The 22,887-nt window shown below is 30.2% G+C and carries 21 protein-coding genes; 18 read left to right on the top strand and 3 right to left on the bottom strand.

The annotated features are described in order from the left end of the window. Positions 1–98 precede the first annotated feature (98 nt). The 16 genes from I6U51_RS05250 to I6U51_RS05175 all read left to right on the top strand — a co-directional run bounded on the left by I6U51_RS05250 (position 99) and on the right by I6U51_RS05175 (position 17,749). Positions 99–1,322, top strand: coding sequence for a DUF438 domain-containing protein (locus I6U51_RS05250; protein ID WP_211141580.1), 1,224 nt, complete (start codon positions 99–101; stop codon positions 1,320–1,322). A gap of 378 nt (positions 1,323–1,700) precedes the next feature. Next, entirely contained in the window at positions 1,701–2,195 is a 495-nt protein-coding gene (locus I6U51_RS05245; protein ID WP_211141578.1) for a GNAT family N-acetyltransferase, read from the top strand. 11 nt (positions 2,196–2,206) lie between these two features. Further along, a complete protein-coding gene (locus I6U51_RS05240; protein ID WP_211141577.1) occupies positions 2,207–2,857 on the top strand; it encodes a hypothetical protein in 651 nt (216 codons plus the stop codon). A 98-nt stretch (positions 2,858–2,955) separates the two neighbouring features. Further along, entirely contained in the window at positions 2,956–3,759 is an 804-nt protein-coding gene (locus tag I6U51_RS05235) for a VanW family protein (RefSeq protein WP_211141575.1), read from the top strand. Between the two features lie 163 nt (positions 3,760–3,922). Continuing rightward, the gene (locus I6U51_RS05230) at positions 3,923–6,007 is read left to right on the top strand and encodes a sigma 54-interacting transcriptional regulator (protein ID WP_211141573.1); all 2,085 of its coding nucleotides are present in this window, start codon (positions 3,923–3,925) and stop codon (positions 6,005–6,007) included. A 242-nt stretch (positions 6,008–6,249) separates the two neighbouring features. After that, positions 6,250–7,248, top strand: coding sequence for a dihydroxyacetone kinase subunit DhaK (dhaK, locus tag I6U51_RS05225; protein WP_211141571.1), 999 nt, complete (start codon positions 6,250–6,252; stop codon positions 7,246–7,248). 50 nt (positions 7,249–7,298) lie between these two features. Continuing rightward, positions 7,299–7,934 carry a dihydroxyacetone kinase subunit DhaL gene (gene dhaL, locus I6U51_RS05220; RefSeq protein ID WP_211141569.1) on the top strand — a complete coding sequence of 212 codons (636 nt, stop codon included), beginning with the start codon at positions 7,299–7,301 and terminating at the stop codon, positions 7,932–7,934. A 33-nt stretch (positions 7,935–7,967) separates the two neighbouring features. Continuing rightward, positions 7,968–8,357: a dihydroxyacetone kinase phosphoryl donor subunit DhaM gene (gene dhaM, locus I6U51_RS05215; protein WP_211141567.1), complete on the top strand. Its 390-nt coding sequence runs from the start codon at positions 7,968–7,970 to the stop codon at positions 8,355–8,357. Positions 8,358–8,724: 367 nt separating this feature from the next. Further along, entirely contained in the window at positions 8,725–9,624 is a 900-nt protein-coding gene (locus I6U51_RS05210; RefSeq protein ID WP_211141727.1) for a phosphatidylglycerol lysyltransferase domain-containing protein, read from the top strand. A 149-nt stretch (positions 9,625–9,773) separates the two neighbouring features. Then, the gene (locus I6U51_RS05205; RefSeq protein WP_211141566.1) at positions 9,774–10,208 is read left to right on the top strand and encodes a MarR family winged helix-turn-helix transcriptional regulator; all 435 of its coding nucleotides are present in this window, start codon (positions 9,774–9,776) and stop codon (positions 10,206–10,208) included. Between the two features lie 104 nt (positions 10,209–10,312). Then, positions 10,313–10,600, top strand: coding sequence for a putative quinol monooxygenase (locus I6U51_RS05200; protein WP_178908195.1), 288 nt, complete (start codon positions 10,313–10,315; stop codon positions 10,598–10,600). Between the two features lie 260 nt (positions 10,601–10,860). Further along, positions 10,861–11,952 carry a response regulator gene (locus tag I6U51_RS05195; protein ID WP_211141564.1) on the top strand — a complete coding sequence of 364 codons (1,092 nt, stop codon included), beginning with the start codon at positions 10,861–10,863 and terminating at the stop codon, positions 11,950–11,952. 5 nt (positions 11,953–11,957) lie between these two features. Next, the gene (locus I6U51_RS05190; protein ID WP_211141562.1) at positions 11,958–13,706 is read left to right on the top strand and encodes a PAS domain-containing sensor histidine kinase; all 1,749 of its coding nucleotides are present in this window, start codon (positions 11,958–11,960) and stop codon (positions 13,704–13,706) included. 76 nt (positions 13,707–13,782) lie between these two features. Then, complete coding sequence (locus I6U51_RS05185) at positions 13,783–14,904, top strand: ABC transporter substrate-binding protein (protein WP_211141560.1); 1,122 nt, start codon at positions 13,783–13,785, stop codon at positions 14,902–14,904. Further along, positions 14,901–17,243 (top strand): bifunctional diguanylate cyclase/phosphodiesterase, encoded by a 2,343-nt coding sequence (locus I6U51_RS05180; RefSeq protein ID WP_211141558.1) that lies wholly within the window; start codon positions 14,901–14,903, stop codon positions 17,241–17,243. The genes I6U51_RS05185 and I6U51_RS05180 overlap by 4 nt, the downstream gene beginning before the upstream one ends. Before the next feature lie 95 nt (positions 17,244–17,338). Next, positions 17,339–17,749, top strand: a complete 411-nt coding sequence (locus I6U51_RS05175) for a hypothetical protein (RefSeq protein ID WP_211141557.1) — start codon at positions 17,339–17,341, stop codon at positions 17,747–17,749. A 374-nt stretch (positions 17,750–18,123) separates the two neighbouring features. Here I6U51_RS05175 and I6U51_RS05170 read toward each other — a convergent pair whose 3' ends face one another. From I6U51_RS05170 to I6U51_RS05160, 3 genes are all read right to left on the bottom strand, one after another. Next, a complete protein-coding gene (locus I6U51_RS05170; RefSeq protein WP_211141555.1) occupies positions 18,124–19,845 on the bottom strand; it encodes a methyl-accepting chemotaxis protein in 1,722 nt (573 codons plus the stop codon). Positions 19,846–20,019: 174 nt separating this feature from the next. Next, the gene (locus tag I6U51_RS05165; protein ID WP_211141553.1) at positions 20,020–20,424 is read right to left on the bottom strand and encodes a YsnF/AvaK domain-containing protein; all 405 of its coding nucleotides are present in this window, start codon (positions 20,422–20,424) and stop codon (positions 20,020–20,022) included. 131 nt (positions 20,425–20,555) lie between these two features. Then, positions 20,556–21,029 (bottom strand): YsnF/AvaK domain-containing protein, encoded by a 474-nt coding sequence (locus tag I6U51_RS05160; protein WP_211141552.1) that lies wholly within the window; start codon positions 21,027–21,029, stop codon positions 20,556–20,558. Between the two features lie 362 nt (positions 21,030–21,391). Between I6U51_RS05160 and I6U51_RS05155 the strand changes: the two genes are divergently transcribed. After that, the gene (locus I6U51_RS05155; RefSeq protein ID WP_211141726.1) at positions 21,392–21,895 is read left to right on the top strand and encodes a nitroreductase family protein; all 504 of its coding nucleotides are present in this window, start codon (positions 21,392–21,394) and stop codon (positions 21,893–21,895) included. A 6-nt stretch (positions 21,896–21,901) separates the two neighbouring features. Next, positions 21,902–22,876 (top strand): helix-turn-helix transcriptional regulator, encoded by a 975-nt coding sequence (locus tag I6U51_RS05150; RefSeq protein ID WP_211141549.1) that lies wholly within the window; start codon positions 21,902–21,904, stop codon positions 22,874–22,876. Positions 22,877–22,887: the final 11 nt, after the last annotated feature.

The following is a 22,887-nucleotide window of genomic DNA, read 5'->3' as shown; positions in this document are numbered from 1 at the left end:
AAACAGAATACCATTAAGGAATATTTTGTTAAAGGAAAGAAGATAATATATGTATAGGACTAATGGAAGCGTTGGAATTAGAGGAGGATATTAATGAGATGAGTGATATAATTAATAACAGAGAGTATAGGCAGAAGGTCCTAAAAGAATTGATTAGTGAGCTTCATAATGGCAAGAATGTAGAGGAAGTTCAGGAAAGGTTTCATGATCTGGTTCATAATATATCCACAAAAGAGATATCAGAGATGGAAGCTGCTTTGATTAAAGAAGGAATGCCCGTTGAGGAAATCCAAAGATTATGCGATGTCCATGCTGCTGTGTTTAAAGGTTCTATAGAAGAAATACACCATCCCGATAAGGCTGCAGGGCATCCTATTCATACATTTAAGCTGGAAAATGAGGCTGTAAGAAAATATATTTATGAAAATGTAAAAAAGAATTTAGAATACTTTGAAGAAAATGATAATAAAGATAATAGATATAAACTTATTGAAAATTTCAATATGCTGTGGGATTTAGATAAGCATTACAGCAGGAAAGAAAACTTGTTGTTCCCTTACTTGGAAAAGTACGGAGTTACTGCACCGCCGAAGGTTATGTGGGGGGTAGATGACGAGATAAGGGCAGGTATAAAAGAAACAAAGTCTATGCTTCAGAATGATTCAAGCAGTAAGGAAAACATTATATCTAAAATAGATGAGGTTACAAATAAAATACAGGAAATGATTTTTAAAGAGGAGAATATTCTTTTTCCCCTCAGCCTTGATAGTCTAACTGAAGATGAATGGTATGAAATTGAGTCAGATAGTGATAGTATAGGCTATTGTTTAACTGGTCCAGCAGATAAATGGAAACCTATCAGAGCTGATGTGGAAGCTAGAGAACAGGAAAAGAAGCTTGCTGGCGAAGATTCAGAGGGATATATAAAATTTGATACTGGAATACTAAAGGCTAAAGAAATAAGCGCAATTTTTGATCACCTACCTGTAGATATAACTTTTGTTGATAAGGATGGCGTTGTCAAATATTTCTCTAATAGCAAAGAAAGAATATTCATTAGAACAAAGGCTGTAATTGGACGAAAGGTTCAAAACTGTCATCCACCAGCTAGTGTACATGTAGTTGAACAAGTAGCTGAAGACCTTAGAACTGGCAAGAAGGAGCACGAAGACTTCTGGATTAAGATGGGAGAGTTGTATATACTCATAAGATACTTTGCCGTAAGAGATGATAATGGTGAATTCCTTGGAATACTTGAAGTTAGCCAAAACATTAAACCAATTCAAGAAATTACAGGAGAAAAGAGATTAATATCTGATTAGTGCTATATTTATAAATGATTGGGTTCAAAAGAAAATTTTTAAAAATATAAAATAATTATAGTATAATTGCGTATTAATCATAAAAATAAGCCGGTTAGGGTGATAATCATCTTACCGGCTTTTGATATTATATAATTTAATTATTGTAGTGCAGCATATGATTTGATTACAGTTATATAATAATCTATTCTGTAAGGTAAGAGTCAATAAAAGTTTTAAAATACATTTAAGTACGGCACTGATAGTTTTATGTTAAAATTATAATTAATTAGCACTATATGGATGAAGGGAAGGCTAAGAAAGAAATTATTTTTTCTGGAGACATTTACCTAGAGACATATATATTTAAGAAGTAAGGTATAGGGGGATATACTGTATATGGAAATTAAAAAAGGAAAAATTGAAGATGTGAAGGCAATAATGAATATAATTAAAGATGCTATTATTGATATGGAGTCAGGGGGAATATATCAATGGGATGACATTTATCCAAAGGAAGAAGTAATAACTAATGACATTAATAGTGAAAATCTCTATATCTATATAGATGAGTGTGTTATCAAGGGTTTTGTTGTATTAAACGAATGTCAGGACAAAGCATATGAATCAATAAATTGGAAATACAACAATGGTAAGCATTTAGTTATTCATAGACTATGCATTAGTCCCAAATATAAAGGTCAAGGTATTGCAACTACTCTTATAAGGTATGTAGAAAAGTTAGGGCAAGAGAATAAATATGAATCAATACGCTTAGATGCATTTAGCAAAAATAGCCGTGCATGTAAGCTATATGAGAAGAATGGTTATAAGGTAAAAGGAGTAGTAAACTTTAGAAAGGGTGATTTTTTCTGTTTTGAAAAAGCGCTGTAAGGAGTGATAAAATGGAATTTGTTTTACGTAAAAATATAAAGAGTGTTATAAGTCTATTGTTTATAACTATATTTATATTATTTCTACCTTCTTGCAGTAAAGAAAATAAGGATGGAAGGAAAGAGCATAAGGATGGAACAATTGTCAAAGCTAATCTTACAGATAAGGAACAACAACTGATTAGAGGGTTTGGTGCAGATAAACAATTTGTCTTTGACGTAAACCTTCAGAACAAGGATATAAATTGGGTTGAATGTTGGGTTGATTATTATGAAAACGGAAAATTTAAAAATAAAATTTTAAGATCTGGTACACAAATAAATTTTAAAAGTGAATCATCAGGTATGCTTATATTTTCTACACAAAATGGTTTTTCAAAAAGAGAAGAAGAAAAATGGACACTTTCTTATAGTACAAAAGGAGGATCAGGAACTGGAAGTATGGTTATAACAAAACCTAAAATATATACAAGCTCTTCCTTTTCAGCAAGGGAAGAAGGTGAGATTATTATTGGGGAACCAATAAATTTAGCTTTTATTGTTGAAGGAGATAATGTTTCAAGTACTCCTATAGACATATTTAATAAAAGCAATATTTCTTCTGAAGAATTAGCGCAGTGTAACAGTGTTTATATCTTTAGATGTAAATTTATTCATAAATAACTTTTCCTGGAGGTTTGTCGAAGTTACTTTAAAAGTAGCTTCTTTTTTTGTGTATTATATTCAAAACATAAGCAAATATTATTTCTAGAGGTGATAAAATGCGAAAAAATAAATTGATTTTGTTATTCTCAATTTTAATTTTAACTATATGTTTTTCTATAGGATGCAAAACAAATAAATCAGCCCCAAAGGGCAGTACTAATACTCCAAATAGTAATAGTGAGCAAGTGAAGGAAGGTAGTGAGCCACAAGAAAAGAAACAAGCACCACCTTCAAAAGCAGAATTGGTTCCAGAGCCTAAAGCTGGTACAGAATCTAAACCTGCGCCAGAACCTAAGCCTACTCCAGAATCCAAACCTGCTCCAGAGCCTAAGCCTGTTCCAAAACCTGCTCCAAAACCTACTCCAAAATCGGATCCAAAGCCCGAACAGCCTAGGAGTCAAAATAGCGAAAATAAAGTATTAGCTACCTTTAGTACAACAATTTTAGATAGTGATGAAAACAGAGTTAATAATATAAGGCTTGCGTCTCAAAAAATAAATGGATTTGTACTTAAGCCAGGGGAAACTTTTTCCTTTAATAAAATTGTTGGAAAAAGAGATTACAATAAAGGATATAAAAAAGCTAAGGTTTTGGTAAATGGAGAATCAAATGAAGGTGTTGGAGGAGGAATATGTCAATTAAGCAGCACTATATATAACGCTGCTTTAAAGTCTGGCATGCAAATTATAGAAAGGCATACTCATAGCGGCGAGGTTGGATATATTCCAAGAGGTCAGGATGCTGCAGTAAGTTATGGATATAAAGACCTAAAGTTCAAAAATCTTAATAGCTATCCTGTAAAGTTTATAGTAAATATAAAAAACGGTAAGGTATATGTTTCTACAATTAAGAGCATGTAGATATAATTAAATAAATCATACAGAGGTTAAGAGAGAGAAATATACTGTAAAGGTATCTCTCTCTTTTTCTATAAGAATCGAATTTAAATATTTGGATAGTGTAGGGTGTAACATGTATAATATTAACATAAAAACTGTTGAAGGAAGGAGGTAAGGGTTTATTATGTTCGCAAAACAATCTGTGATAATTAAACATGAAAAAGGATTGCATGCAAGGGTTATTGCGATGGTAGTTCACAAAGCCAGCGAGCTACAAAAAAAATATAATGTAGAATTATTTATTATATATAAAGATAGAAATAAAATACCTGCTACAAGTGTTATGCCTTTAGTGCTTTTAAAAGTAAAAAGAAATGAAGAAGTAATTGTTGAGGCTCATGGTGAAATGGTGGAAGCGGCAGTCAATGAATTATGTAATTTTCTTCAAGGTGACTTTGATATTTATGATAGAAACGAAATAAATCAAATAGATAGCATAATAAATACTAACACTATAACCTGGGAACAGGTTTTTGAGAGCATGGCTAATGGAATAGTGGTTAGTGATGAGAATGATGTAATAACTGTTTTTAATCCAGCGGCAGAAAATATCTTAGGAGTAAATGCTTTAGAGGCAATTGGTAAAAAGGTTTATCATGTTATACCCAACTCTAGGTTGCATATTGTAAATAAAACTAAAAAAGCAGAGCTCATGTGTAAACAATTAATAGGAGATTCATTAATATTAACTAATAGAACACCTATTTTAATTGATGGACAATCTAAAGGAGCGGTAGCAAGTTTTGAAGATATTTCTAATTTTGAAAAAATAACAGGAGAGCTTAAGGAAGTAAAGGAGCTAAAAGAAAGACTACAGCTTATATTGGAATCTGTTCAAGATGGTATATGTGTAATAAATAATGAAGGGGTAATAACTTATGTAAATCCAGCTTACTTAAAAATTTTAAATGAAGAGGAAAAAGATTTAATAAATAAGAATGTAAAAGATATATCGCCTATGGGGGCTAGAAAAAAAGTACTAGATACAGGCAGGTTTATAACAGGAGCAATAAGTTATAAGAAAAATGGAGTTACTATTGTATCAAATATCAGTCCAATAATCATTGATGGCGAGATGAGCGGTGCAGTTTCTGTTGTAAAGAATATAACTGAGGTTCAAGGTCTTTATGAGAAATTAAACAAAGTATCTGCAAAGGCAGAATATTTAGAAGAACAGCTTTTAAGAACAAGGAAGCCTCATAGAGCTTTTGAAAAATTTAAAGGCAAAAGCGGTAAGGTGCTAGATGCTTTAGCAGTAGCTACTAAAGCAGCTCAAAGTAATTCTACAGTTTTAATAAGAGGTGAAAGCGGTACTGGTAAAGAATTAATTGCTGAGGGTATTCATTTTTCAAGCAAAAGATCTTCAGGACCCTTTATAAGAATAAATTGTGCTGCAATTCCAGCTAATTTGTTGGAAAGTGAGTTGTTTGGACATGAAAAAGGAGCTTTTACTGGAGCTATAAAAAGAAAGTTAGGTAAATTTGAACTAGCACAAAATGGCACCATTTTTTTAGATGAAATAGGAGAACTGGACAAAAGTGTTCAAGCAAAAATTTTAAGAATAATACAAAATAGGGAACTACAAAGGTTAGGTGGGGAGGAGACTATAAAAGCCAATGTGAGAATTATAGCTGCTACTCACAGAGATTTAGAGCAAATGCTTAAAGAAGGAGACTTTAGAGAAGATCTATACTATAGGTTAAATGTAATACCAATAATTATTCCACCGCTTAGAGAAAGAAAAGAAGATATAGCTTTATTGGTAGAACACTTCATTGAAAAGCTGAAAGGTGAAGAGAATATAAAAGGTATAAGCAAGGATGCTATAGATGTACTTGTTGGCTATAAGTGGCCGGGAAATGTTAGAGAGTTAGAGAATCTAATAGAAAGGATTGTTGCTCTCACTGATAACGAGTACATAGAGGTAGAGGATTTGCCATCATACATAAAGGAAGAAGATACAGCTAAGGATGAAAAAGAAAAGGTAGTGGAAGCAGAGCACTTAAATGCTAGTACCGTATTAGCTAGCATAAAGGAGAATGAAGAAATACTACCTTTAGCGGAATATGAAAAGATTATTATAGAGAAAGCGCTAAAAAAATATGGTAGCTATAATGCTGCAGGAAAAGCTTTAGGTATTACACATAAAACTGTAGCAGCAAAGGCAAAATTGTATGGAATTGAAAAAGTTGTACTTTGGTTAAAATGAACATATTGGTAATAAGTATCAATAAATGACTAAAATATCAATTAATATATGCATTTTATCTATGCTTATTTTAATTGATATTTTAGTTATAAGTATATAAATATTGTAAAGCTATATATTTAGAGGTTGTGTATTGATTTCACAAAATAATGTCTTAAAACGTTTTCTTTTGGCATAGATTTTGCTAATTTAAATAAGCACAAAGTAATAGATAATAAAATAAAATTTTGGAGGAATATATTATGAAAAAATTGATAAACAACCCTAATTTAGTAGTAGAGGATATGATAAAAGGAATGATAGCAGCTCACCCAGAATATTTAAAAAAGAGTGATGCTGGAAACATATTAATAAGAAAAGATTCACCGATAAAAGGTAAAGTTGCCTTAGTAAGTGGAGGAGGAAGTGGACATGAACCAGCACATGCAGGGTATGTAGGAAAAGGAATGTTAGACGCTGCAGTTGCAGGTGCTGTATTTACATCCCCAACTCCAGATCAAGTTTATGAGGCAATTAAAGCAGTTGATGGTGGAGAGGGAGTGCTTTTAATTGTAAAGAATTATAGCGGAGACATAATGAATTTTGATATGGCAAAAGATATGGCTGATATGGATGGCATAAAGGTAGAAAGCGTAGTAGTAAATGATGATGTAGCTGTTGAGAATAGCACATATACAGCTGGAAGACGTGGAATTGCAGGAACGGTTTTTGTACACAAAATAGCTGGAGCAAAAGCAGAACAGGGTGCAAATTTAACAGAGGTAAAGAGAATTGCTGAAAAGGTAGTAGAGAATGTGCGTAGTATGGGAATGGCATTAAGCTCATGTATAGTTCCAGCAGCAGGAAAGGCAAACTTTATATTATCAGAAAATGAAGTAGAGATAGGCATGGGAATACATGGTGAACCAGGAACTCATAGAGAAGCTATAAAGACAGCAGACGAAATAACAGAGCACTTAGTTAGTAAAATATTAGAAGATATGTCAGTGGAAAAAGGGACTGAAGTTGCAGTTATGGTTAATGGATTATCAGGAACTCCATTGATGGAACTTTATATAGTTAATAAAAAAGTAAGTGAAATGTTAAGTGAAAGAGAAATTAAAATTCATAAAACTTTTGTAGGAGAATTTATGACTTCATTAGAAATGGCAGGCTGTTCGATAACTATATTGAAATTAGATGATGAGTTAAAAACATTATTGAATGAGAAAGCAGATACTCCTGCATTGAAGGTATATTAATTATTAAAGAAATACTAATATATCTATGAAAACTTAAGGAGAGATATGATATGAGCATAAATGGAATGCAGTTAATACAAATATTAAATAAAATTTGTGAAGTTATGGATGAAAATAAGGCATATTTAACAGAGTTAGATGCCGCTATTGGTGATGGTGATCATGGAATAAACATGAGTAAAGGCTTTACAGCTGTAAAGGAAAAGTTGAAGGACGATAATGGAAACAACATAGGAGATACTCTAAAGAAAGCTGGTATGGCATTAGTATCTAATGTAGGTGGAGCATCAGGCCCTTTATATGGAACAGCTTTTATGAAAGCTGCAGCTCCAGCAAGTGGCAAAGAAAAAGTGGATATAAATGATTTTATAAGGATGCTAGAAGAAGCATTGGCAGGAATTAAGATGAGGGGAAAAGGAGAGCTGGGAGATAAGACTATGATAGATGCTATAGAGCCAGCATTAGAAGCATTGAAGAGCTCCGTAGCTGACCGTTTGAGTCCAATAGAAGCTTTAGAAAAAGCTAAAAGTGCTGCCTTTGAGGGCGTTGAAAATACTAAAAAAATCATTGCAAAAAAGGGAAGGGCAAGTTATTTAGGAGAAAGAAGTATAGGACATCAAGATGCAGGGGCTACTTCAAGTTATCTAATATTTAATACCATTTATGAAGAAGTTAGCAAAATGTAAATACATCTATATAAAAGAATTGAGGTATAAAATATGGTAGGAATAGTAATTGTATCACATAGCAGTAAGATTGCAGAAGGAATAAAAGAATTAGTAAGCCAAATGGCGATAGGAGGTAAAATAGCTACTGCCGGAGGGGCTACTGACGGAAGATTAGGTACAGATGTAGACAAGATTCTTGGCGCTATAAATGAAGTTTATTCTGAGGATGGAGTGCTTATACTTTTTGATTTAGGTAGTGCATATATGAATGCGGAAATGGCTATAGAATGTTTAGATGAATGTATGAAGAATAAGGTTGAAATAGTTGATACAGCATTAATAGAAGGGGCGTTAACCGCATCTATTGAAGCTAGTATAGGAAAAAATAGAGAAGAAATAAAAGAATCCTTAAAACCAATGTGTCTTGGGAAAATGCCTTAAATCTTAAAGAGAAATTCAAAAAGAGAGAAATATGCCATAAAAGGTGTTTCTCTCTTTTTTTGTGATGATTACTTTAAAAAGTGTCTATATTAAATAGGATTAGCTATTATTACTTGTACTGTGATGGTATATATCGGATAAAATCAAGAGGGAATATATTGACAATAAGAAAAATAAGAGTTATGATTAATTCGTACTCGGACGAACTAAATTGATTAAATATAAAAATAGTAATTTAAAATCAGAATATTGTATAAAAAACAATCAAGAATAAATAAGGTTTTAAAAAGAATAAAGAGAGAAAACTAATATATTATATGATGGTTATTGGGTATAAGGGTGTGAAAATAAATTGAGAAAGGTTGATATAATGGATTTTAAAAAGCTTACATTAGAAGATAAACAGTTGTTTAATAAATATTTAAATCCGTATAAATTTTTAAGCTGTGAATATTCATTTACTACTTTATATATCTGGAAAGATGCCTGTGATATTCAGTATGCAATATATAAGGAGTCACTAATTATAAAGAAAAAAGATTTTGAAGGAAACTATTACTTTATGCAACCTTTAGGGTATAAAGAAGAAGATTTAAAAGAATTATTAAAATGTTTATCACAATATCAAAAAGAAAATAATATGAAGTATATATTTAAGGATTTAGAAGAAGATTTTGCAGAAAAAATAAGAAGTTTTTATAAAGAAGAACAGAATGTTTATATTAAAGAGGATAGGGATAACTTTGATTATTTATATGAAGCTGATAAGCTAATAAAACTTTCGGGAAAAAAACTTCATGGCAAGAAAAATCATTATAATTCTTTTGTTAAGAACTATGATTATGAAGTAAAAGAGATTATTGATGGAAAGATTACTGATGATGTAATAAATGCTGCAGAAAAATGGTTTAGAGAAAATAATAATAATGATAAGATGCTTTATTATGAAACTGCAGCTATAAAAGAAATTGTTCAAAATATTAATTTATTCAACTTAAAAGGAATAGCTGTCTATGTAGATAACCAAGTAGTGGCCTTTAGTTTAGGAGAAAAGCTTAATGATAAGCTAGCAGTCATTCATATAGAAAAAGGTGATATGAATTATAGAGGAGTTTATAGTTTTATTAATAAAACCTTTATAGATATGTGCTTTAGTGATGTGAAAATAATAAATAGAGAACAGGATCTAGGCATAGAGGGACTCAGAAAAGCCAAACTTTCTTATTACCCCTTTAAGTTAGAGAAGAAGTTTATTCTTAGCTATTAATGAATGTCTTAAAATAAGACATTCATTAATAGAACTTTTAACGAACAGTAGGTAAAGAAAAAAGATGAGTAAGATTATATTGAAAAAATTGACATAAAATTTTATAAGTGATACTATTAATTTGTTTATTAAGGAATAGGAGTTAGGAAATGAAACACAAATGTATTATTGGAAAAATAGATAAAATATGTTCAATATCTGATAGATACATGTCTAAAAGAATAAAGGAAGAAGGTTTACCAATATTAAGAAATCATATATCCTTATTCTACATACTTCCTGAAGATGGGACATCATTATTGTTTAATGAAATAGTAAATATGTGGGAGATTTCAAAGTCATCCCTATCGGATATTATTGCTAAATATGAAAATCAAGGTTTAATAAAAAAATGTTGTTGTTTTGAAGATAAGAGAAGTGTATACATAAGTTTAACTCCGAAAGCCATATATATAAAAGAAAAGTTAGACCAAATTGAAAATGAATTTTTAGATTTATTACTAAAAAATTTTGATAAAGATGAACGTAATGTATTTGAGGATAATATTGATAAGGCTTTATATAATATTGAAAAATTACTCTAATGGTATTTTTAAATAGTAAAAGTTCATTAGCGAAGGAAGGAAAATATTTTGCAAAACTAATACATATTACAAAATATTTTAATTAAAAGAGGGGGATTTGTAAAATGATAAAAGTTGTAGCAAAAAAACTTGTTAATGAAGGTAAGGTAGAAGAAGTCATAAAATTATATGAGGAACTAGTAAGAGAAACAAGGAAAGAAGAAGGATGCATAAAGTATGAGCTATATCAAGATGAAAAAGATCCTAGAGTACTAGCTGTAATTGAAGAGTGGGAAAGTAAAGACGCATTAGAGAGACATATGAACTCGGAGCATTTTACTAGAATAGTTCCAATGATAGGTGAACTAGCTGAAAAGAAAAAGGACATGAATATATACAATAAGTTAATTTAATAGTATTAAACGGTAGTTAAAATTCAACTGCCGTTTATTTTTTTATTCTGCAAATAATAAAGCTTATATCAAAATCTGTTTTTAGGTAGCTATAAATTATGTTAACAAGTAATCTTATAACCTGTGGCAATTTAATACAATTTTGTTTATAGCTATATGGTAGTTCCAATTGTTTCAGAATTAGAAGGAATAATGCGGTAATAATCGTTGTAATAATATAGGCAAAGTAATAAAATAAGACTAAAAAAGAGGTGATCGAAATGGATGAAGATATAAAAAAATCAGTTATTATGATAGTTGATGATGTTTCTGAAAATTTGATGCTGCTTGTAAATATAATGAAAAATCAAGGTTACAAGATAAAAGCATTACCTAATGGGAAAATGGCAGTAAAAGCAGCTTTAAATAATCCTCCAGATCTTATTTTACTTGATGTTATGATGCCGGATATAGATGGTTATGAAGTTTGTAAAATTCTAAAAAAAGATAAAAGATTTGAAAGCATACCTATAATATTTGTAAGTGCCTTATCAGATTCTTTTGATAAAGTTAAAGCTTTTGAAGTAGGTTGCGTTGATTATGTGTCCAAGCCTTTTGATTCAAGAGAAATTGGAGCTAGAGTAAAAGCTCATTTAACTATAAGATATTTGCAAAAGAAGGTAGAAAGATACAATTCTGAATTAGAAAAAGTTGTATCAGAACAGGTAAAGGAAATTTCCAAAGGGCATTTATCAATAATTGCAGCTATGACAAAGCTTGCAGAAGCAAGAGATGATGATACTGGAAGACACATCGAAAGAACTCAAAATTTTTGTAAGATAATTGCAGAAGAATTGCAAAAAAAAGATGAATTTAAAAATATAATTGACGATAACTTTATTATTAACATCTTTAACTCCTCTCCCCTTCATGATATAGGGAAAATAGCAATACCTGATAGAATTCTTTTAAAGCCTGGTAAGTTAACTCCTGAAGAATTTGAAATAATGAAAACTCATGCAGATATTGGTAGAGATTACCTAAAGGATGCCTATAATAAATTAACTAAAAACAGTTTTTTAAAAATGGGAGTTGAGATTGCTGGTGGACATCACGAAAAATGGGATGGTAGTGGATATCCGATGGGGCTTAGTGAAGCTGATATACCATTAAGCGCGAGGATTATGGCTGTAGCTGATGTATATGATGCTTTACGTTCTAAGAGGGTTTACAAGGATTCTTTTTCACATGAAAAAAGTGTGAAAATTATATTGGAAGGTAAAGGAAAACATTTTGATCCCATTATCATAGATGCATTTTTGAACGTGGAAAAAGAGTTTAATAGAATAAGAGAAAATATGGGAGATATATAATAAAAATGAGTAAAGGTATAAGGGATGAAGTAAAAGAAAGTGAAAAGTTTTATAAAAGTATATTTGAACTATCTGGAGTAGGCATTGCAGAGGTATCACCGGATGGGGTCTTTTTAATGATTAATAAACCTTTTTGCAAAATCACCGGATACAGTGAAGAGGAATTAAAAGAAAAATCTTTTAAAGATATTACTTATTCAGAGGATATAAATGTAGATTTAAACTATGTAAATGATCTTATTACAGACAAAATTAATGGTTACAACACAGAGAAAAGATATATACGTAAAGATGGTTCTATTGTATGGGTTAACATAACTGTTTCTTTAGTTCGTAATAATGATAAAAGCCCTAAATATTTTGTAAGTGTTATTAATGATATAACCAACAATAAGAAAAATGAAATAGAGTTAAAAAAGCAAGCTCAAGCAGTATTTTATTGTCCCGTAAGTATAGTAGTCACAGATAAGAATGGAATTATTGAGTATGTAAATCCCGCCTTTGAAATAATATCTGGTTATAAAAAAGAGGAGGCTTTAGGTAAAAATCCAAAGATTCAAAGTTCCGGTGAAGGAACTAGAGAGTTCTATAAAAACCTATGGGGTACTATTCTGAAAGGTGAAATATGGAAGGGAACTTTTAAAAATAAGAAAAAAAATGGAGAAATATATTGGGAAGAATCTTCAATTTCGCCAATTATCAATTCACAGGGAAAAATAACACACTTTGTAGCTGTTAAAGAAGATATAACTAAAAGAAAACTCATAGAAGAAGAGTTAATAAAGTCTAAAATAGAAGCAGAAAGTGCTAATAGAGCAAAAAGCACTTTTCTTGCAAATATGAGTCACGAAATAAGAACACCTTTAAATGCTATTCTTGGTTTTTCAGAATTATTATTAAATGACAGCAATTTATCAGAAGGACAAAAGAGTAAGGTTGAAACTATAAATCGCACTGGTGAGCATTTATTAAAAATGATAAATGAAATACTTGAAATATCAAAGATAGAAGCGGGTAAAGCATCTATAAATCTTAGTGAATTCAATATATATAGGTTAATAGAAGATTTGAAAAATATATTCTATTTAAAAGCTAAGGATAAGAACATTAATTTGAATTTTTTTATTGATGATGATGTTCCAGAGATCATAATTACTGATGAACTAAAGCTCCGACAAATATTGATTAATTTAATTGGGAATGCCATAAAATTTACAGACAAAGGCAGTGTATCTGTAGTAATAAATAGTAAGAATGAGCAAAATAATAGCTTATTGTACGTAGCTGTGAAGGACACTGGCATAGGAATAGCAGAGGAAAATCTCAATAAAATTTTTGATGATTTTACTCAAGTATATGATACAAAATACTCTAAAGGTGGTACTGGATTAGGGTTAACTATAACAAAAGAATTTGTTGAACTTTTAAAGGGCATCATCACTTTAAAAAGTACATACGGAAAAGGTTCAGAGTTTAACTTTTTTATACCAGTTACTGTTGCAAATAACAGTAAAGAGAAAAGTTATATAAAGCTTGGACAAAATAAAAATAATGACATTCATTCTAATGAAAAAGAAGCATGCTCTTTAGATAAAGAAACTAAGCTAAAATTAAAAGAAGCAATATTAGATGGAGATGTTGATGAAATAAATGAACTAATAAGCAATATAAATGAAATTAACATCAAAGAAATTGAAAACTTAAAAAAATTGGCAGGGGAGTTTAAATACGAAAAGATTCTTGAGCTATTGTAATTTGTACTAATGTAGTGGGTAATTAGATTTTACAGGTTTTGTAAGCATATGTTAGAGAGAAAGGAGGACTGTAATTATGACTAAACAAATTTGTTTAGCTATAATAAGTATCATAATTCTAGTTTCTAGTTTAACTAGTTGCAGCAATAAGCCTATTAAAATAGGATATGTAGGTGGACTTACAGGAAGAAACTCGGAACTGGGCGTAAATGGAATGTATGGTGCGGCTCTTGCTGTTGAAGAAATCAATGAAAGCGGTGGAATTAATGGCAGAAAGTTAGAGTTAGTGTCGAAGGATGATAAAAATGATAAGAATACAGCACTTCAAGTGGATAAGGATTTAGCAAAAGAAGGCTGCACAGCAATTATTGGACATATGACAAGTTCTATGGCAGAGTTAACGGTTCCCTATATTAATGAAAATAAAATACTAATGATTAGTCCTACTATAGCAGTAGATGAACTTTCTAATAGAGATGATTATTTTATTAGAATGATTCCAGAAAACAAGCAGCAGGCAGACTCTATTGCAAAAACAATGATTAATAAAAATATTTCTAAGGTTGCAATACTATATGAAGAGGATAATAGAGTATTTACAGAGAATTGGAAGAAGGATTTTGAAGTTGCGTATGGAAAGTTAAATGGTCGAGTTTCTTATGCTTCACAGTTCAGCATTAATAAACAAGATCAATTTCCGTATTTTATAAGAGAGATAGCTTCTTCAGGAGCACAGGGAATTTTAATTTTAGGGTCTGCAGATGAGGTTGCACTTTGGTGCCAGAAGATAAAAAAAGAAGATGTAAAATTACAGGTATTTATTCCAACCTGGGCAATGACAAATGACTTGCTAGAGCAAGGAGGACAAACAGTAGAAGGAGCTTATGGTGTAAATTTTGTTGACTATAACTCTAACTCTGAAGATTACTTAAGATTTAAAAAAAGATATGTAGACAAGTTTGGAAGTCAACCTACATTTTCATCAATATTTTCTTATGAAGCTATAAAAGTATTAGAAGATGCAATAAAAAACTCTTCTAATTTAAAATCAGATACATTAAAATCTGCAATTATTAAAAAATCAAGGTATAAAGGCATTCAGGGAGAAATTTATATTAGTGCCTATGGAGATGCAGAGCGAACAGAGTACATTTATCATATTATAAATGGCGAATTTACTAAGGTGGTAGAAAAATGAAAATTAAGAAAAGGAAACGACTGTGGCTCTCAATAGTTGAAGGTAATCTTATAGCTATTGTGTTTCCTATTATGCTTTTGGGATATTTTATTAGCTTAAATATAATAAATTATTTTTATAAGGATACTATAGAGAAAAATTCTATTATAGTAAATACTTTTACAAACTATATGGATAAGACTTTAGATGAACCACTTGAGATACTTAAGAATATAGAGTTAATATTAAAAGATAATAATGGAGATTATAAAAATATTACTTTAGAAAAGATAGATGCTAGCCATCATTTTTTTCAAAGAATTGAAGTTGTAAATAATAAAGGTAAAGTGGTACATGCTACTCCGTTAACGCCAAATACTATAGGAGAGGATAGACTTGGACAAGATTTTTTAAAATATGTAAATAAAAATAATAAAGTATATTGGTCTCAACCGAGCATTTCTATAATTACAAATCAGCCAACTATCACATTAGCCTTATCAAGTGAAGATAAGATAATTGTTGGCTACTTAAACTTGAATAGAATAAGAGAACTATCGAGTGATTTTATCAAGGATTTTGGCAATAAAATAACTATTGCAATAACAGATGAACATGGTATTTTTATTTCAAACAAAAATCCTAATTTGGCTAATGAAAGAAAACTGGAAGCAAATTTTAATGAAATTAAAGATATGATTGCAAAAAATATTAATCATGCTACTCTAAATTATGATGGTAATAAAGTCTTTGTAAATGCCTCTAGAATAGAGGCAACTGGTTGGTATGTTATAGTATATGAACCTTCAAATGAGGTTTGGATATTAGTTAAATATTTAATTTTATTATTGATTATTTTATTAGTATTATGTTTAGTTATTTCTACAATTCTTACTTTTGTAAGAGCAAATGAAATTGTTTATGCTATTCAAGAGTTAAACGATCAAACAAAGAGAATTGCATCAGGAGAACACTATGATAACATTGAAAAGCAAAGCTACAATGAATTTGATGAGTTAATTGATAACTTTAACCTTATGGCCAAAGAGATTAAAGAAAGAGATAGGAAATTAAAAAAAATAGCATACACAGATAATTTAACAGGGCTTCCCAATAGAGCTTTTATGTTTAAAGAACTTAAAAGACTAATAAAGAAAAATCCAAATAATTATCTAGGCATTATATACTTCGATATGGATAACTTTAAAAGAATAAATGATACTTATGGACATCTATTAGGTGATGAACTGTTATATCAATTTAGTAAAAGACTTAAAAAAAATATTTCACACGATAACATTTTTATACGTTTAGGTGGAGATGAATTTATTTTAGTTGTTCCTGACAATAGAATTAAGGAAAAAATAAATTTATGCATAAAAGAAATTATGGAAAGTGTTGTTGAACCTTTTGAATGTACGAGTAAGCTTATTAATATTACAGTAAGTATAGGTATTGGGGTTTATCCGGAAAATGGAAATAGAATTTCTGAACTAATACAGTGCGCTGATACGGCAATGTATGCAGCTAAGGAAAGTGGTAAAAACACATATAGATTTTTTGATTCAAAAATGAAAAATAAACTTCAAAAAGAAGTGAGCATAGAGCAAGCACTAAGAAAAGCATTATTAAATAATGAATTTATGCTTTTGTTTCAGCCGCAGGTTGATGCAGGTAAGCAAATAAGAGGTTTTGAAGCATTAGTAAGGTGGAATAGCAAGGATATCGGCAATGTAAGTCCTTTGGATTTTATACTTATTGCTGAGGAAAATGGAATGATTATCGAAATAGGAAAGTGGATTTTAAAAACATCCTGCGAATTTATTAAAATAGTAAATGAAAAGTACAAACGTGATTTTATTATTTCAGTAAACATTTCTCCAATTGAATTAAAAGATTCAAATTTTTTAAATACATTAATTGATATAATAGACTCTACTAAGATTAAGTCGGAATGGTTAGAAATTGAAATAACTGAAAATGTTATGATTGATTCATTAGAGGAAGTACTTATTAAACTGAAACAAATTAAAGAATTAAAAATCAAAATTTCTCTTGATGATTTTGGCACTGGATTTTCTTCATTATCCTATTTAGGTAAGTTACCGGTTGATACACTTAAAATTGATAAAGGATTTATTAAGGATATAAGTAGTAACATACACAATCAAAAAATGGTAGAATCAATTATTGTAATGTCTCATAAACTTGGTATTGATGTTGTTGCAGAAGGCATTGAAGAAGAAACTCAGTTTCAGATTCTAAAGAAAATGAATTGTGATAATATACAAGGATATTATATAAAGAAACCAAGTTCTTTTAAGGATATATTAGATTTTATTAATGAGAAGAATATCTAAAGGTGATTTCAAGGGGCTATGTGTAAGCTAAAATTCTAATTATTTAATCAATAATTGTGTATGCTTTGGGGGATATTAACAATGAGGTGGTGGCGATGTTCAAAAGATTAATTATTAGCCTAATTGTTATAGTATCCCTTTCAACAAATGTTCATGCTGAAGTACATAAAAATATTGAAATCTTCAATATAAATCAAGGTAAGGTGGAAAGAATTATTCAATCAAATTCCAAGATTCAGGAAACGGTTGTAAGTTATCTTCAAGGAATAGATGGATTATACAGCAAATTTAATCCAATTCCAGACAGAGGATATGCAGTTAGAATTCCTTTGAGTCCTTCTGTAAAAATAGAAGACAGATGGTTAAATGCTCTTGTAGATGAGGTTATTATTATGTTTCCAGAAAATGAACAATCATTTTTAATGGTTTTTGAAGATGGCGGCAGGTTGATGTGCTTTCAATTTAAAGGTAATAGAAATAAATTATTAAAGGAACTTTCGCTTTAACAGTATAAAAATTTTGCGATACAAAATTTTTATCAGAGGACAATTGACAGAGGACAGAGGACAGTGAAGGTGAGTTTTCTTCCTTGCGTCAGAAAACTAATTTATTTTTTAGGCTTGTTTTGCTAATGCAAAACATCGCTAAATTAAGCAGACATCCAAAATCTTAAGTAGATATCCCAAATCTTTGATTTGGTGATAGTCACTTACACAGAGTGTTGATTTTGAGATGATCGCTTACTCCTGCGAAACAAAAGAGCAGGAGTTTCTTATAAATTAAAGATTTTTCGTAGTGTATCGAAGAAAAATCCTCCTTCACTGTCCTCTGTCAATTGTCCTCTGTCCTCTAAAAAATAATACGCTGTATTATTTTAAAATTACGTTTTAAACTTATTTATCAGCTCTTCTAAGGCGGTTGAGATATTCTTTAGATTAATAGCTGAATTAGATATTTGTTCTATAGAAGAGGCTTCTTCTTGAATTGAAGCAGAAATTTCCTCCGTTGCAGAAGCTGATTGTTCTGCTATTGCAGATATTTCACTAATGGCAACTACAACTTTATTTTTGTTTTCATCGATATTGCAGATATTTTGTATTAGTAAAGTAATTTGAGATATTATATCTTCAATGGCAGCATCAATTGATTCAAAAGCTTTTTCCGTTTCTTTCGATGCGTTTGTTGTTTTAGATATTACCTGGCTTGTCTCAATCATTTGATTTTCTACTATAATAACTTCACTTCTAACTTCATTAATTATTTCTTCAATTTCTTTAGTTGAAAGTGCAGTTTCATTAGCAAGCTTTCTTATTTCATCAGAAACCACTGCAAAACCTCGCCCTTGTGCACCAGCTCTAGCAGCTTCTATTGCAGCATTTAAAGATAAAAGATTTATTTGACTTGTAATTGATTTAATCGTCTCTGTTATTTTGCCTATTGATTCTGATTTATTAGATAGTAATTTAATTTGATGTGCTATTTTTTCACTCACCATAATGTTATCATTAACAGCTTCTTTTAATTTATGCACACATTCTAAGCCTTCTTTATTAGCGCTAGATGTTATATTGATACAATTTTTCATTATATCTGTACTGGTTGCTACTTTGTCAATTTCCTCTGATAGCTTATTTAATTTTTCTGAACCATTTTGAACATTTTTAGCCAACTCAGTAGAACCTTGGGCAATTTCATTAGTAGCCTTTGCCACACCTTCTAATACTTGAGCAGTGTCACTAATTATGATGGATATGCTTTCAGTATTTTCAACTGTTTCCTTTGAGCTTTGCTTAATGTTGTTTATCAAAGTTCTTAATTCCAACCTCATATTCGTTAATACCTCTAGCATTAATGAGATGTCATCTTGACTCTTATAATTCTTAAATTTTTCATAAGCCTCTTGATCATAGATTAGATCATATTTGCCTGTCTTATCTAACAAGCCGTTAGCTATTTTTAAACCTTTAGCTATCCCGGTACCTATTATATAAGAAACTATAACACTTAGAAGAATTATTATTATAAGCGTTGATAGAAGAATTAATTTAGCTCTATTATATACCATTACATTTAAACTATATGCTTTTTGGGCGTTATCTTGGTTAAATTTAATAAGATCCATCTCTGCTTTGCTAAGCTTGTTGTACTCAACTAATCCATCTCCAACAGTTAATGCTTCTGCTTCTTTGGTGTAACCATTATTACTTAATTCAAGGGTTTTATTGTGTATACTAAGATATGCTTCCCATTCCTTTTTAACTTCATTGTATAATCTAATATCCTCATCTAATACAGCAGTTTTTTTATATTCTTCTAATTTACTGTTGATTATATTTTTGTAATTTTCCATGCTTTTTTGAACATCTGCTTTATTACTAATATCGCTGGTCAGTATATGCTTGTACTCTCTACCTCTTAAATCTGATGCTGCTGAAGTTATTGCATATGCTGTATCCAATCCTTTAAACCATACTATATTAATTTCATTAGATTTGTTTTTTACTGATTTAATTGCAAATATAGAATATACACCTAAGGTAAGAGTTAAAATAATAATTATCCCAAAGGATAAAAAGAGTTTACCTTTGACTGATACTTTCAATTTTATTACCTCCATTTTGTTATCTTGTGTATATAGCTGTGTTTATGCAGTATATAATATGTACTTAATTTATTTATTGTTACAGAATATAAAAGCAACAGAAATTTAGGAAAATAAAAAAAGAGTCACTTTAGGGCGTGACTCCTGCTTAAGTATTTTTATATAATATATGAATTATAAATGCTTTTCAGATCCATTATAAATAACTGCAGCATCACCAGTAGTTTCAACATGTAATTTTTCTTTTTTTAAAGTCTCTTCAACAGGTTTAATGTCTTGGTATTGGCGTTTGAAAACTTCTACGTTTTCTAGAACTATTGGATGCTTGGTAATCTCAACCCGTTCTTCACTAATCGGTATCCTTATAGCTTCAGAATTTCCATCTGATCCTTTTTTCTCAATGACAAGTTCTTTACGATTGACAGGTACAGTAATATTTTTTTCCTCTGTTAAAACCTCTTCGTGTATGTTTACTTCTCCAGTTTGTACCCACTTTTTTGCAATATCTAATTTCTCCTCGTGCAGTTGAATTTTTGTGTTAGAAATTCCATCATTATTAAATGATAATTTGTTTGACATATTAATCCCTCCAAATTTATCTTTTGTAGAATTTACATTATAAGTTAAGCAATTAATATATTTTTTAAAAAACACCTTTCAAATCATTTTTGCGATTTGAAAGGTGCTCTTGCGCCTAGCCTTATTATTCTTTACTGCATATTATTCTCACTATTAGATACTATGTTAGGGTTGCCTTCTGTATCAATACGAGCCTCTTCTCTTTTTAAAGTTTCTTCCACTTTTTTTGTTTCCTCAACTTCACGCTTATGAGCTGAAACTTCTCCTGTTACTACTGTATGTTTGCCAACTTCAACTTTTTCTTCACTTACAGGAATATGAATGCTCTCTGTTGAGCCAATAGGTGAGTCAGTGGCTTCATTATTAATAGATCTTCTTTCAATAACAACTTCTTCATGAGTAACGGGAACATCAACTGTTTTTTGTTCTTCTACAACGTCTTTGCTCAAAATTACCTCGCCCGCTTGAACCTTATTTTTATTGATATCTAACTGCTCTTGGCGAAGACTAAGTTTTTCATTTTCAGCATTTTCTGTCCTATTCTCAGTTTTGTTGTTATTGTTATCTTTATCTTCATCGCCCCAAATTCCAAATATATTAGCCATAATTACCTCCAATAAACATTAAATTTTATTTACGTTGCTATGTTTCCCTTTTTAGGCGAAGATTATCCAATACAAATACTTACAATGGAGTTTAAAATTTGGTATTATCAAATTTATAGATAAGTACTTTGAATGATATTGTAAAAAACAAAATTTTTATCATCCTAAAAAATAATATAATAAAAAGATGTACCAGCTGGTTAAAAATTAAAATACTAAAAATTTATAAAATATAAATATTAATACTGACAGGTTTGTGTCAGTATTGCTATGTTACTATTAGTATAAGCTAGTTAAGATAGTAAATGATTAAGAGTCACTCGTAACTTAAAAGAAATATGAGGAGGTCTATTATGGAAGCTATGCAAGCAATTTTAGAAAGAAGAAGCATAAGAAAATATGAGGAAAAGGAAGTTTCTGATGAATTGGTAAAGGAACTTTTAAGAGCTGCAATGGCTGCTCCTTCATCAAATAACATGCAACCTTGGGAGTTCTTAGTTATAAGAAGCAAAGAGAAAATGAATAAAATAATCGAAGAAAAGCAGGCTGCAGCTCCACTTAAAGGCGCTTCAGTAGCTATAGCAGTTTGTGAAGATTTAGATGTTTATAAGGGAAGCCCTAACCTTTGGGTTCAGGATTGTTCTGCTGCAACTCAGAATATACTGCTAGCTGCTCATTCAAAAGGACTCGGTGCAGTTTGGATCAGTATATATCCTGTAGAACCAAGAACTAAAAATGTTCAAGATATATTAGGACTGCCAGAAGAAATAATTCCTGTTTCCATTATATCCATCGGATATCCTGCAGAAAAAAAAGCATCAGCAAATAGATATAATGAAGCAAAAGTACACTTTCATACATGGTGATTCGACATGCAGAAAATAGAAAGATTAATGGCTATAATTTTAGCCTTAAAGAACAAGAAAAAAATGACTGCAAAAGAGTTATCAGAAACTTTTGAAGTTGATATTAGGACTATCTATAGAGATATGCAGGCTCTAAGTGAAATGAATGTACCTGTGGTATCTTATCCAGGCAGTGAAGGAGGCTATGAATTATTAGATGATTATTTTATACCACCAATAATGTTTAATAAGGATGAAGTTTTTGCTCTGCTTCTAGCTAAAAAAATAGTGGACATAATTAATATTCCAGGCTATACTGCTTTTGCTAATTCTGCATTTTTAAAGATTGAGAATATTGTAAATGAATGCTTTAAAAAAGATTTTGAGGATGTCCAAAAGAAAATAGTTTTTGATATAAAATCTAATGATATTAATATTGAAAACTCTTATGTATTTGATATTGTAAAAAAAGCCTTAAAATATAACTTTAAAATAAAGGTAAGTTATGATGAAGGTATTTCTTCAAGTTTAGTAGAGCAGATAATAAGACCTTATGGAATTGTGTTTGAAGATGGCATATGGTATATTGTTGCATTTTCAGAGTTGAGCAATTCAAAAGTTCATTTAAATATTGAGAGAATAGATAGCATTTCTTTATTAAATGAAGTCTTCGATTCACCTGAGGATTTCAATATGAGAAATTATTACAGCACTTGCTGTTTTAAAAAAGCCTATGAAGATAAAGATAGCATACTCATAAAGTTAAGAATAAAGAAGAATCTATATCCTAGCATAAAAGACTATGTGTTTTTTAAATATGGTGAAGTTAAAGAAGAGACTGACAGTTATATGATTGATGTGAAAACAACTAAGCCGGATTTTTATATTTCTCTTGCCTTTAGATTTTTTAATAGCATGGAAATTATAGAACCTTTATGGGTTCGAGAAAAATTTAAAGATGAACTAAAGGAATTAAATAAAACTTATGAAATTAAATATTAATAAACTTTAAT

The organism is Clostridium aciditolerans, from assembly GCF_016316925.1.
Classification (GTDB): domain Bacteria; phylum Bacillota; class Clostridia; order Clostridiales; family Clostridiaceae; genus Clostridium_AM; species Clostridium_AM aciditolerans.
Note: the sequence above shows the minus strand (reverse complement) of the source record. Positions and strands in the feature narration are given on the sequence as shown.

Coding starts and splice junctions, on each gene's coding strand:
- I6U51_RS05200 (WP_178908195.1), top strand. CDS start 10,313: ATGATAAAAGTTGTAGCAAAAAAACTTGTTAATGAAGGTAAGGTAGAA.
- dhaL (WP_211141569.1), top strand. CDS start 7,299: ATGAGCATAAATGGAATGCAGTTAATACAAATATTAAATAAAATTTGT.
- I6U51_RS05230 (WP_211141573.1), top strand. CDS start 3,923: ATGTTCGCAAAACAATCTGTGATAATTAAACATGAAAAAGGATTGCAT.
- dhaK (WP_211141571.1), top strand. CDS start 6,250: ATGAAAAAATTGATAAACAACCCTAATTTAGTAGTAGAGGATATGATA.
- I6U51_RS05195 (WP_211141564.1), top strand. CDS start 10,861: ATGGATGAAGATATAAAAAAATCAGTTATTATGATAGTTGATGATGTT.
- dhaM (WP_211141567.1), top strand. CDS start 7,968: ATGGTAGGAATAGTAATTGTATCACATAGCAGTAAGATTGCAGAAGGA.
- I6U51_RS05205 (WP_211141566.1), top strand. CDS start 9,774: ATGAAACACAAATGTATTATTGGAAAAATAGATAAAATATGTTCAATA.
- I6U51_RS05165 (WP_211141553.1), bottom strand. CDS start 20,424: ATGTCAAACAAATTATCATTTAATAATGATGGAATTTCTAACACAAAA.
- I6U51_RS05240 (WP_211141577.1), top strand. CDS start 2,207: ATGGAATTTGTTTTACGTAAAAATATAAAGAGTGTTATAAGTCTATTG.
- I6U51_RS05150 (WP_211141549.1), top strand. CDS start 21,902: ATGCAGAAAATAGAAAGATTAATGGCTATAATTTTAGCCTTAAAGAAC.
- I6U51_RS05190 (WP_211141562.1), top strand. CDS start 11,958: ATGAGTAAAGGTATAAGGGATGAAGTAAAAGAAAGTGAAAAGTTTTAT.
- I6U51_RS05155 (WP_211141726.1), top strand. CDS start 21,392: ATGCAAGCAATTTTAGAAAGAAGAAGCATAAGAAAATATGAGGAAAAG.
- I6U51_RS05245 (WP_211141578.1), top strand. CDS start 1,701: ATGGAAATTAAAAAAGGAAAAATTGAAGATGTGAAGGCAATAATGAAT.
- I6U51_RS05175 (WP_211141557.1), top strand. CDS start 17,339: ATGTTCAAAAGATTAATTATTAGCCTAATTGTTATAGTATCCCTTTCA.
- I6U51_RS05250 (WP_211141580.1), top strand. CDS start 99: ATGAGTGATATAATTAATAACAGAGAGTATAGGCAGAAGGTCCTAAAA.
- I6U51_RS05160 (WP_211141552.1), bottom strand. CDS start 21,029: ATGGCTAATATATTTGGAATTTGGGGCGATGAAGATAAAGATAACAAT.
- I6U51_RS05235 (WP_211141575.1), top strand. CDS start 2,956: ATGCGAAAAAATAAATTGATTTTGTTATTCTCAATTTTAATTTTAACT.
- I6U51_RS05180 (WP_211141558.1), top strand. CDS start 14,901: ATGAAAATTAAGAAAAGGAAACGACTGTGGCTCTCAATAGTTGAAGGT.
- I6U51_RS05185 (WP_211141560.1), top strand. CDS start 13,783: ATGACTAAACAAATTTGTTTAGCTATAATAAGTATCATAATTCTAGTT.